This is a genomic window from Jiangella rhizosphaerae (assembly GCF_003579925.1).
Classification (GTDB): Bacteria; Actinomycetota; Actinomycetes; order Jiangellales; family Jiangellaceae; genus Jiangella; species Jiangella rhizosphaerae.
This window is the reverse complement of the sequence record NZ_QUAL01000398.1, coordinates 1-11,492: the sequence shown is the minus strand read 5'-3', so window position 1 is coordinate 11,492 and position 11,492 is coordinate 1. Positions and strand designations below refer to the sequence as shown.

At 71.8% G+C, this 11,492-nt stretch carries 9 protein-coding genes; 5 read left to right on the top strand and 4 right to left on the bottom strand.

Features of this window, described 5'->3' with window-relative positions:
* Positions 1 to 49: 49 nt before the first annotated feature.
* From DY240_RS26895 to DY240_RS26880, 4 genes are all read left to right on the top strand, one after another.
* Positions 50 to 2,203, top strand: a complete 2,154-nt coding sequence (locus DY240_RS26895) for a metallopeptidase domain-containing protein (protein WP_119662745.1) — start codon at positions 50 to 52, stop codon at positions 2,201 to 2,203.
* Between the two features lie 35 nt (positions 2,204 to 2,238).
* Positions 2,239 to 2,688, top strand: a complete 450-nt coding sequence (locus DY240_RS26890; RefSeq protein ID WP_119662744.1) for a hypothetical protein — start codon at positions 2,239 to 2,241, stop codon at positions 2,686 to 2,688.
* An 8-nt stretch (positions 2,689 to 2,696) separates the two neighbouring features.
* The gene (locus tag DY240_RS26885) at positions 2,697 to 3,245 is read left to right on the top strand and encodes a TlpA family protein disulfide reductase (protein ID WP_158603016.1); all 549 of its coding nucleotides are present in this window, start codon (positions 2,697 to 2,699) and stop codon (positions 3,243 to 3,245) included.
* Positions 3,246 to 3,340: 95 nt separating this feature from the next.
* Positions 3,341 to 4,639, top strand: a complete 1,299-nt coding sequence (locus tag DY240_RS26880; RefSeq protein ID WP_119662742.1) for a PucR family transcriptional regulator — start codon at positions 3,341 to 3,343, stop codon at positions 4,637 to 4,639.
* A gap of 70 nt (positions 4,640 to 4,709) precedes the next feature.
* Here DY240_RS26880 and DY240_RS26875 read toward each other — a convergent pair whose 3' ends face one another.
* Positions 4,710 to 7,016 carry a M6 family metalloprotease domain-containing protein gene (locus tag DY240_RS26875; protein ID WP_119662741.1) on the bottom strand — a complete coding sequence of 769 codons (2,307 nt, stop codon included), beginning with the start codon at positions 7,014 to 7,016 and terminating at the stop codon, positions 4,710 to 4,712.
* A 201-nt stretch (positions 7,017 to 7,217) separates the two neighbouring features.
* Entirely contained in the window at positions 7,218 to 9,329 is a 2,112-nt protein-coding gene (locus DY240_RS26870) for an OmpL47-type beta-barrel domain-containing protein (RefSeq protein ID WP_119662740.1), read from the bottom strand.
* A 232-nt stretch (positions 9,330 to 9,561) separates the two neighbouring features.
* Between DY240_RS26870 and DY240_RS26865 the strand changes: the two genes are divergently transcribed.
* Positions 9,562 to 10,056 (top strand): hypothetical protein, encoded by a 495-nt coding sequence (locus DY240_RS26865; protein WP_119662739.1) that lies wholly within the window; start codon positions 9,562 to 9,564, stop codon positions 10,054 to 10,056.
* 21 nt (positions 10,057 to 10,077) lie between these two features.
* Here DY240_RS26865 and DY240_RS26860 read toward each other — a convergent pair whose 3' ends face one another.
* Together DY240_RS26860 and DY240_RS26855 are read right to left on the bottom strand one after the other, a co-directional pair.
* Complete coding sequence (locus DY240_RS26860) at positions 10,078 to 10,929, bottom strand: LLM class flavin-dependent oxidoreductase (protein ID WP_119662738.1); 852 nt, start codon at positions 10,927 to 10,929, stop codon at positions 10,078 to 10,080.
* The gene (locus DY240_RS26855; RefSeq protein ID WP_119662737.1) at positions 10,926 to 11,363 is read right to left on the bottom strand and encodes a PPOX class F420-dependent oxidoreductase; all 438 of its coding nucleotides are present in this window, start codon (positions 11,361 to 11,363) and stop codon (positions 10,926 to 10,928) included. The genes DY240_RS26860 and DY240_RS26855 overlap by 4 nt, the downstream gene beginning before the upstream one ends.
* Positions 11,364 to 11,492 lie beyond the last annotated feature (129 nt).

Here is an 11,492-nt window from a genome sequence, read left to right as displayed (position 1 = left end):
GGGCCCGTCCACGCGACGGGCCCGGGCCGGCCCGGGAGGAGAAGGCTCCATGAGACTCCGTTCGCTGCGCGCCGCAGGTCTCACGTCCGCCGCCGCGGCCCTCGTCCTCGGGCTGTCCGCCGCGGCGGTGCAGGCCGATCCGCCGGACTTCGTCGTCGAGCCGATCGACCCGCAGAACTGGCAGAACCAGTACGACATGACCTGGGACGACTGGACCGACATCCCGGGCACCGAGTGGAACGACCCGGACGTCAAGCCCAGCGAGCGCGGCCTGCGCATCGCCCTGGTCGCGGTCGACTTCAAGGACGTCCCGTTCGTCATCACGCGGCCGAAGGGCTCGGACCCGTTCGGCAACCCGCAGATCGACCCGATCGCGCGCGAGGACGTGCCGGAGTTCTACCGCGACTTCTACATGGAGCCGAACGAGCACAACCATGGCCGCACCATCCACGAGTACTGGATGGAGCAGAGCCGCGGGAAGCTCGGCGTCGACGAGATGGACACCTTCGGGCCGTACACGCTGCCGCGCAACCAGTTCGAGTACGGCCTGAACGAGAGCTGGATCCGCAATGCGCCGGGCGAGCACTGTCCCGAGGGCTACACCTGCAACGGCAATGTCGAGGGCGACGCCGACGCGCTCTGGAGGGCCGACCTGGCCGCCCAGGGCGTCCCGTGCCCCAACAGCCGGTGCGGCTACGACGTGGTGCTGCGGGTCTACGCCGGCTACGACCAGACCTCGGTCTGGCAGGAGTTCGGCGAGATGATGTTCCAGACCAAGGAGGACGTGCCCGACGAGTGGGGCCCGCCGGAGTGGCTGGACCCGGACGACTCGATGCCGAACTGGGCGCCCACGCGCTATGTCGAGTGGACCTCCTGGCTGGCGTCGTCGCAGCGCTGGGGGAGCGCGTCCATCCGGCAGGCGGAGAGCTCGGGCACCATCACGCACGAGATGGGGCACTTCTTCTTCAGCATCGGCGACAACAACAACAACCCGTTCTCGGACCGGCAGAACCCGCCGTCGCCGTTCCACCGGGTGGGGTCCGCGCCGTGGGACATGATGGACCGCGGCTCGTTCAACGGGCCGGGCGGCCACCACATGCGCTGGGTCGTGCCGCCGAACATGGGCGGCTGGTCGCCGTCGGGGCTGATGGTCCGCAACAAGATCCACGCCGGGATCCTGCCGGCCGAGAACGTCCTGGACGTCAGCCGCGAGGCGCTGGCGCAGACCGGTCTGGTCGTCGACGAGGTGACGGCGCGCGCCGTCGACCCGGGCCCCGAGGGGACGTCGGGCATCAAGGTGCGCCTCGACGGCCCCGGCCCGGTCCCGGACCGCACCCCGTTCTGCGACTACGACGAGGACCCGTTCTGCCACACCCACCCCGTGGACGTGGCGTCCGGGCCGGCGGTGAACCTGCAGACCGGCTGGGACAACTACACGCTCGAGGTCGTGGACCAGATGGGCTTCGACTCGTTCAACCCCGACAGCGGCGTCATCATCGCCAAGAACAAGACGAACGAGGGCCCGGCCCGCAACACCTGCGGCTACAACTGCTTCAACTGGGTCATCGACGCCAACCCCGACGACATCGGGCTGGTCGACTTCTACCGGCCGGACGGGACGCCGGTGATGGCGACGATCGCCGACCACCGGCAGCTCAACGACGCCGCGTTCCACGCCGGGACGAACTCCGGCTCGGAGTACGAGTACGTCGACGAGCACAACCGGCTGCACTTCTACGTCATCGACGTCGAGCGCGACGACGAGGGCGTGCTGTCGTACACGCTGGCCGTCCGGTCGCTGGACGGGTCCGGCTCGCAGGAGCGTGGCGTGGAGCTGGGCTCGGCAGAGGTCGAGGGCCTGCGCACCAGCCAGGCGGCGCGGTGCACGTTCCCGCTGACCAACACCGGCGACGAGGCCACGACCACGGCCGGCCACGTCAGCGACGTCGGCGAGAACCTGGACAACGACGTCTACCGGCTGTCGGTCGCGTCCAGCGACCAGGGGTGGACGGCGCAGCTGGACAACGCGCTCACGACGGCGCGGGCCGGCGAGACCGTCGAGGTCCCGGTCTACGTCACCCGCGAGACGCCGGCGGCCCGCGAGACCACCGTCACGCTCACCGCGACGTCGGAGAGCGACCCGGCGGCCACCCGGTCCGTCACCTGTACGGTCGCGGTCAAGGACACGAACCCGCGCCGTTGACCTCGAGTGGGAGGGGACCCAATCCCGTGCAAGCAGTGCGTGCCCGCACGGCTCTGACCTGCGCGCTGGCCGCCGTCGTGGCGGCGGCCGCGTGCGGCGGGCCGTCCGATGACTCGTCCGCCGGCGGTTCGGAGGAGTCCGGCGTCGTCCGGGTGCTCATCCCGGACGGCAACCTGCGCCGGCTCGGCGAGCCGTGCAACGGCGCGGGCGCGTTCCGCTCGATCCACGCCGAGGCCGCCTTCACCGTCGAGGACGGCGACGGCGTCGAGGTGGCGCGCGGCGAGCTGCCCAGCGGCAGCGCCGAGAAGATGATGGACGTCAGCTTCCGCGAGGGCATGCGGCAGCCGACGATGTGCGTCATGGAGGTCGACGTCGAGGGCCTGACCTCGATCGACGGCCGGACGTTCGTGGTGGGCGACGGTTTCGAGGCGCCCATCGAACCGAGCGAGGACGCGGGACTGATCGGAGAGGTGTTGATCTCGTGAGGCGTGGTGTGACCGCTGCGGTGGCGGCGGTGCTGGGAATGGCGCTCGTGAGCGGGTGCTCGGGGTCGGACGAACCCGCCGCGGTCTCCTTCGACCTGCCCGGCGACGTCCCCGGCGACGTGACGTTCATCGACGCGCCGCCGACCGCGCCGCCGGCGCCGTCGTTCGAGCTGGAACTGCTCGACGGCAGCACCCTCGACCTCGCCGAGCAGTGGGCCGAGCGCCCTGTCGTCCTGGTCTTCTTCGAGTCGTTCTGCGAGCTGTGCGCGCAGCAGCAGGCCGAGATCACCGAGCTGAGCGAGCAGTACCGCGACGCGATCCTGTTCGTCGGCGTCGGCAGCGCGTCGAGCCCGGAGGACGCGGCCGCGTACGTGCGCGAGCACGACATCGCCTACCCGGTCGGTCTCGACGCCAGCGGCGAGGTGTTCCGCCGCTACGGCGTCGACGAGCCGCCGCTGGTGGCGCTGATCGCCCGCGGCGGGCAGCTGGTCCGCGGCTGGCCCGGCGGGGTCGAGGACCTCGGCACCCAGCTGACGCAGTTCGTCATCGACGGCTGACATGTGCCCGACTCGTCCCGTTCATCCAGGTAACATGTGATATGGTACTGTCTCTTCACCCGTGAGCCACACTCATTCCTGCGGCGGAGGTGACCATGGAGCTCTCGATGCAGCAGATCCTGGAGAGCCTGGCGCAACGGGTGGGCCGGCCCGCCGTGCTCGAGGACCGCTTCATGCGGCTCATCGCGTTCAGCTCGCACGACCGGCCGATCGATGACGTGCGGGAGGACTCCATCCTGCGGCGGCACGCGTCGTCTGAGGTACGCGGCTGGCTGAAGCGGTTCGCGCTACCGAACCTGCGCCGGCCGCTACGGCTGCCGGCCAATCCCGAGCTGCACATGCTGCCGCGGGTCTGCGTCCCTGTCCTCTACCGCGGCAAGCTGCTCGGCCACCTGTGGTTCGTCGACGCCGACGGCAGCATGAGCGACGCCGACCTCGACGCCTGCATGCAGGGCGCGGCCGATCTCGGTGAGTGGCTGCACCGCGAGAGCGTGGCCAGCCTGTTCTCGTCCGCCCGGCTGGCCGACACCATGCACATGCTGCTCAGCAGCTCGCCGATGAGCGCCCAGGCCGCCCGCAGCCTCATCGACGCCGGGTACATGCCGGCCCGCGACGGCGTCGTCGCCGTGGTCCTGCAGGGCGTGCCGCGCCGCACGTCCGCCGTCGACATCGAGGACGCCCTCGCCCAGGGCGTCGCCGACTTCCGCCGCGTGGTCCGGCGCGGCCAGGCGCTCGACCTCATCAACCGCGACCACGCCGTGCTGCTGCTCTCGTCCGCCGGCGACCACGACATCTACGTCGACGAGCGGGTCGAGGCGCTGGTCGAGCTCACCCGGTCGGCGCTGGCCGGCGACGGCGGCGGCGCCGCTCTGGTCGTCGGCGTCGGCAGCCGCCGCGACGCGCTCGAGGACGCGTACTCGTCGTTCCGCGAGGCCCGCATGTCCGCCGACGCGGCTCGCCTGCTCCCCGGGCTGGGCGACGTCGTGCACTGGTCGCGGCTGGGCATCCACCAGATCGTCGTCAAGCTCGCCTCGCTCGGCGAGGAGGTGCCGACGGTCCACCCCGGCCTGGGGAACCTGCTCGACGACCCCGACGCGCTGCCGCTGCTGGAGACCCTCGAGACCTACCTCGACGTCGCCGGCAACGCCCAGCTCACCGCCGAACGGCTCAACCTGCACCGGACGTCGCTGTACTACCGGCTGCAGCGGCTGGAGCAGCTCGCGCACACCAACCTCAAGAGCGGCGCCGAGCGGCTGGCGCTGCACCTGTCGCTCAAGGTGGCGCGGATGACCGGCCAGTACGCGCCCCGCCAGGCCGGGCTGGAGCTGCCGGCATCGGCGAGCGCCACCGGCACCGACAACGTCACCCCCTTCCCGGCGGTCGCCTCCCGCTGAAAGGAACCGGCCACCGGGGCCGCCGCTGCGGATCGGCGGCACCCGGTGGCCGGTGGATGGAGCGGGTGGATCAGTCGGCCGGCAGCTCCGCCGCCAGCGAGACGAGCGCCGCGCTGACGAGGGTGCGCGCACCCGTGCCGGCGACGTCCTCCGACATCGAGGCGAACCGCTCGATCGCCCGCTCGGCCGCGCGGCCGTGGGCCGCCTCGGCGATGTCCAGCTGCGCCTTCAGCCGCTGGAACTCACCCTGCGTCAGGAAGCCGCCGGCGCGGTAGTCGGCCAGCAGGTCCTGCGCGTTGTCGTAGGCGACGTCCACCGAGGCGGACTTGAGCTCGACCTCGACGGTGAACGTGGCGTCCGGGTCGCTCTCGCTGGTGGCCGTGATGGTCACCGTGGCGGTCTCGGACGCGTCCTCACCGGCCGTGGCGTACGCCCAGACCGGCACGGTCTCGCCGGCCGCGGCCGCCTCGACCTCGTACGGCAGGGTCACGTCCCAGCCCTCGCCCTCGACGGAGGAGGAGATCCGGTACACGTCCGAGCCGTAGATGCCCTCACCGGCCTCGCCGGTGTTGGTCAGCGGGATGTTCACCAGGGCGGTCGAGTCGCCGACGGCGTACGTGGCGGCCTCGCCCAGGGCGACGTCGCGCTCGTACGCGGCGGCCGCCTCGGTGTGCCGGACGGCGACGTCGTAGAACAGCTCGCCGTCGTCGTCCCGGTAGGTGTCCAGGACGTAGAAGTGCAGCTTGTTCGGGGCATCGAGGTACTCGTACTCGCTGCCCGACGCGGTGCCGGCGTGGAACGTCGCGTCGTCGAGCTGACGCGGATCGCCCTTGACGACGGGGACCGGCTCGCCGCCCGGCTCGGTGGCGTTGCCCGGCCGGTAGAAGTCGATCCGGCCGATGTCCGCGGGCTTCGCGTCGACCAGGAAGACCCGGGGCGAGCCGCTGTTGCGGGCCTGCCCGATCAGCACGCCGTGGCCCGCCACGAACGAATCGTTCCCGACCCGCTCCACGACCTCGACGTTGAACTGGTTCCAGTTCTGGTTCCCCGTGGACGGCGCGACCGGCGTGCAGAAGAACTGGTCCTCGACCCGCGCCTCACAGGCGCCGCGGACGAACGGCGTGGAGAGCTGGACGTTCAGGCCGACCATGTCGCCGTCGGGCACGTACTCGCGGCCCTTGATCGGCGTGACGAGGACGCCCTGCTCGGCCAGTGCGGCGCTGGTGACGCTGACGAACTCGTCCGGCTTGACGACACCCAGCCGGCCCTGGCCCGTGGTCTTGAAGTACAGCGTGTGGTGCGGGCCGAGCGCCGAGCCGCCGGCGTTGGGGACCTGCCAGCGGTTGTGCGTGCCGCCGGGTCCGTTGAACGAGCCGCGGCTCATCATCTCCCAGTAGGCGGTGCCGGCCCGGCCGGTGTTCGGGTCGAACGGGTTGTTGTAGTTGTCCGGCAGGCCGCGCAGGTGGCTGAACTCGTGCGCGTAGACGCTGAGGCCGGAGTTCTCCGCCTGCGTCGACGTGCCGCCGCCGGCGTTCGGCCAGTGGTTGGCCGCGGACTGCCACGACGTCCACGGGACGTACCGGGTGGGGACGGCGTTGGGGATCGGGTTGCCGGCGGCGTTGAGGACCGGGCCCTCGGTCGCGCCGGGCGGGCCGAACTCGGGCGTCACGTCCGCCGGAGTGCGGAACATCATCTCGCCGAACTCCTGCCACGTCGACGTCTCGTCGTGGCCTGCGGTGACGTAGAAGCCGTTGTCGAAGCCGCACAGGCCGGACTCGCAGCCGATGTCGGCGCGCCAGAGCGCACCGCCGTCACGCCGGATGTCCTTGTTGCAGCTGTCGCCGGCCGGACAGATGGAGTTCGGGCCGGTGACGGGGGCGTTGGACTGCGCGCCGTACTCGTGCAGCTTGCCCGGCAGGGTGTACGGGCCGAACACCTCGACGGTGACGCCGATGCGGCCGTGGCTGGTCTCCATCCAGTAGCCGTGCAGCGTCTGGCCCTGGTTGTACTCGTTCGGCACCGCGTAGTAGTCGTAGTACCACTGGTTGACCTCTTCGGGCGACACCGGCTCCCACGGGGGCAGCGGGTTCCCGAACGGGTGCGACTCCGGCTCCTGGCTGATCAGGAACTTCTGGTCGCTGTACTCCAAGAGGATGACCGCGGTGCGGTACTGGCTCTCCGAGCCCTGGCTGGTGGTGTCCTGGTTCCACGCCTCCGGCCGGACCGGCTTGTAGTCGTCCCAGGTCATCTCGGCCTGTTCTTCCCAGACCTGCTGGTCGACGGGGACGATCGGGCTGGTGGCGGCGTCGTCGGCGACACCATCCTCGGCGTTGGCCGACACGACCCCCGCCGATGCCGAGAGCCCCAGCGCCGCCACCCCGACGATCGCTCTCGCCCGCCACGCTCTTCCGCGTCTCGCGGGTCGCCGTTCTGTACTCGCCGTCACTACGCCCTCCCATGGGTAGACGCCGGGCCGCGGGGGATAGCGGTCCGGTCCGGCGACCGTAGGCCGGGCGACGGCCCACGGTCACCGGACAGGTGCATGGACATCTGCCGCGTCAGTCGGACATCTGTCGGGTCACTCGCCGCGGCCGCGGTTGACGATCGTGATCGAGTGCGTCTGCTCCGTGTTGTCGTTGTGGTCGTTCGAGCGGTACTCGAGGGTGTGCTCGCCGAGGCCGACCACGCGGAACGGCTCGGTGTACGTGCGCCACGGACCGCCGTCCAGCCGGTACATGACCCGGTTCACGCCCGAGCCCCAGCCGTCCTCGGCGGTCAGCGTCACCGTCGGGTTGACGTAGGAGCCGTCGCGGGCCGGCCGCTGGTTGAGCGCCAGCTGCGTCGTCGGCGCGTCCACCTCGATGGCGCGCAGTGCCGCCCGCAGGTCCGGCCGCGGGCCGATGTTCTCGTGCGTGTTCGTCGTCTGCGGCGTGCCGGTCGACCGCAGCAGCTCGTTGATCTGCGCTGTCGTCCACGGACCCAGGCCGACGGACGTGACGTACGACTGGACGGCGACGACGGCGTTCGTGACGATCGGGCCGGCGCCGGACGTGCCGCTGAACGAGCGCGAGTACGCCCGGTTGTGGTCGTTGCCCAGCTCGGCGCAGAGGACGTTGCAGTAGCCGGTGGTGTAGATGTCCTGGCCCCAGGCCTGCAGGTCGAACCGCTGGCCGTAGTTCGAGAAGCTCAGCCGCGCCCGCGCCGGGTCGGTGGCCCGCAGACCGCTGCCGCCGGCGCCGACGAAGATCGAGCCGGAGTGCTGCACGGCCGGGTCGAACCACTTGACGCCGTTGAGCGTGTACATCGGGTCGTCGGTGTTCGTGTTGCCGTTGCCGCCGGTGAGCACCACGTTGGCACCCATCGCCGTCAGCACCTTGTTGGCCTCGAAGACCGACGGGATCCACTCCAGCGGCGCGTACCGGCTGCCGCCGAGCGGGCTGGCGGTCTGCTGCTCCAGGATCAGCGCGTCGCCGGGCCGGACGAAGGACTGCCCGTTCTCGTCCTTCAGCGCCGCGACGAAGGCCAGCGCGGGGCCGGGACGCCACGACGTCCGGCCGTTGCCCAGGTCCTCGACCGGCGAGATGCCGTAGATCTCGACGTCGGGCACGCCGCCGGTGACGCCGTAGCCGTTGTCCTTCGCCGCGATCTCGCCGAACACCGCGGTGCCGTGGTCGTCCCCGAAGGTCTCGATGCGCACGAACCGGCCCTGCCCGATGTCGCTGGACCAGTCCAGCTGCAGGTCCTCGTGGAACGGGTTCCAGTTGTACTCCAGGTCGATCACCCTGATGCCGGCGCCGCGCACGCGCGGGTCGCTGCGGACCAGCTCGGCGTCGATGCCGTTGTGGGTGTCCGACGGGCGCAGGTAGCCCTGCAGCGGGGTGAGGTCGGGCGTCGGCTCGGCCGGCGGCGGGGCCGGCTCCGGCGACGGGTAGGCGTAGACGACCTCCGGCAGCGCGGTCAGCTCGGCCAGGACGGCGTCGACGTCGGTGCCGCCGGGCAGCAGGGCGGTGTACCAGGACGCGAGGTCGGGCAGCGGCTCGGCCGAGCGGGCCTGGACCCGGCTGGTGGCGGCGGCCAGGTCGTCGGTCTGCGTGGGCTCGACGAACGGAATGAGAGCGCTCACATCATGGCGGTCGAGGACGGCGCGGACGTCGTCCAGGCTCTCGCCCGCGGTGCTGCGCAGCGTCGCCTCGCTGCCGCCGCGGACGCGGTAGCCCTCGGCGAACTTGATCTCGAGGCTGACCTCGGGCTCGACCGGCGCGGCGCCACCCACGTCGGCGCCGTCGCCGGTGCTCGCGGTCACCTGCAGGACGCCGGTCGACGGGGTCAGCTCGCCCTCGGCGGCCAGTTGCCGCTTGTCGACGTGCACGACGAGGTCGTCGGACCCGTCGCCGTCGACGTCGCCGACGTGGCTGATGACGGCGCCGGACTCCGAGCGGGCCGGTGCGACGTCGCCGACGGTGAGCGTGCGCAGGTCGATGTCGGTGACGTCCACGGCGGTGGAGCCGTGCACCGTCACCGGGACGAGGCCGGGACCGGCGAGGTTGACGTGGCCGGACAGCCCGGCCGAGACGTCGACCTCGATCTCGGGCCGGTCGGCCGGCCCGGCCTGCGCGGTCGGGGCGAGCAGGGCGCAGCCGGTCACCGCGAGGGTGCCGATCGCCGCGCCCGCTCGGAAGCGTCGTGTCATGGGGTCTCCTTGTCCGGGGCGGGAGGGATTGCGCCCGAACCTAGGGAAACCGGGATGAATGGTCACCAGGCATGTGTCTGAAACCCCGCCCGGGTGGGCCGACATCTGTCCTAGTCGCCGGACGATGAGAGGGGTCTCACCGCTGCCTCATCCGGGCTCCCGGCCGGCTCCGGAACGCTCGGACGCAGGAGAGCCGGCAGCTCCGGCCGGCCGCTGCGAAGGGACCAGACCCATGAAGCGCACCGCACTCGCGATCTCGGCAGCCCTGTGTGCCATGCTGCTCGGCGCGGCTCCCGCCCAGGCCGAGGAACGCACCTGCCGCGGCACGATCGGCGCCGTCACCGTCGACAACCTGCGCGTCCCGAGCAACGCCACGTGCACCCTGAAGGGCACGTACGTCAAGGGGACGATCAAGGTCGAGAACAACGCGAGGCTCTACGCCAGCCGCGTACGGGTGGTCGGCAACGTCCAGGCCGAGAACCACAAGCACGTGTCGCTGACGTCGTCGACGGTCGGCGGCAGCGTCCAGGTGACGCAGGGCAAGACCGCCACCATCACGTCGAACCGCGTCACCGGCGACATCCAGTCCTTCACCAACCGCGGCAAGCAGACGATCTCGTCCAACCGTGTCAACGGCAACCTGCAGTGCAAGGAGAACGTCCCGGCGCCGACCGGCGCCGGCAACGTCGTCCAGGGCGACAAGGAGGACCAGTGCCGCCGGCTCTGACCCCGTAGCCGGCCGGCACGGTCAGGCGCCGCGGGCCTCCGCGACCAGCGCGCGGACCCGCGGCGCCGTCTCGCCGGCGAACCGCTGCACCGCCCGCGGGTCGCCGGTGAGCAGGATGAACGTGCTCACCCCGTCGGCCAGCGCCAGCTCGGCGAGCTGTTCCGCTGCCAGCTCGCCGCCGAGGTTGAGCAGCCGACGGATCTCGCCCGGGTCCCGCCCGGCCTCGGCCGCGGCCTCGTCGACGACGGCGTTCCCGGCGGCCAGCGCCCCCGGCTCCAGGGCGGGCAGCGAGGGCAGCCAGCCGTCGGCCAGCCGCCCGGTCATCCGCAGCATCCGCGGCCCGTACGCACCCAGCCAGAGCTCCATCGCGTGCGCCGGCCGCGGCCCGCGCGCCGTCCCGGCGACCCGGTAGTGCCGGCCGCCGGCCCGGACGACGCCCGGCTGGTCGACCGCCCATGTCGCCCGGACGATCGCGATCGCCTCCTCCAGCGCCTCGACCGCCTCGCCGGGCGTGCGCCGCGGCCCGCCCATCGCCTCGATCGCGTCCCAGTACCCGCCGGCGCCCAGTCCCAGCTCGAACCGGCCGCCGCTGAGCACGTCCAGCCCGGCCGCGGCCCGGGCCAGCACGGCCGGCGGGCGCAGCGGCAGCGGGTGGACGTTGCCGGCCAGGTGGACGCGCGAGGTGTGAGCGGCGACGAAGCTCAGCAGCGTCCACGTGTCGAGGAACCCCGGATGGTACGGGTGGTCCTGGAACGTGACGAGGTCGGCGCCCGCGCGCTCGGCCAGCCGCGCCAGTCCGACGACGGTGTCCGGACGGCCCGGCTCCGGCAGCACGTTGATGCCGAAGCGCAGCTCGTGTCCGTAGTCGGTCATGCGACGTCGCGCGCGGTCAGCTCGAACGGGTCCGAGTCGATGCCCCGGGACAGGATGCGCCGCGGGTGGATCCGGATGAACGCGGGGTCGAACGGCATGACGTCGGTGATGCGCGCGCCCAGCTCCTGGCCGCCCTCGTCGACCGTGTCGGCGCGCCCGCGGATCTCGAGGGCGCGCGGCAGGTAGGGGTCGACGCTGATGAGGTCGTCGACGAGGAAGGCCACGTCGGGGCGTGCGCGGGCGTTGCGGAACTTCCGGCTCGCGATCATGCCCGAGCCGGCGTGCCCGGCGACCACGATGGTCTCCGTCTCCGGATCGTAGAAGACGCCGACCGGGGTGAGCTGCGGGCGGTTGCCGGGACCGAGTGTCGCCAGCCGGCCGAGCCGCTGGCCGCGCAGGTAGTCGAGCTCGGCCTGGGTGAACCTGTTCGTCATGGTGACGATGCTCGGCCGGGCCGCGGCGCCGTGGGGAGGCCGCGGTGAGGCTAGGGCGCGTCTCCTTATTGGCGTAGCCAGATGGTGACGGCGGCGAGCACGACGCCTCCGCGATAGGTGAGGGCGAGC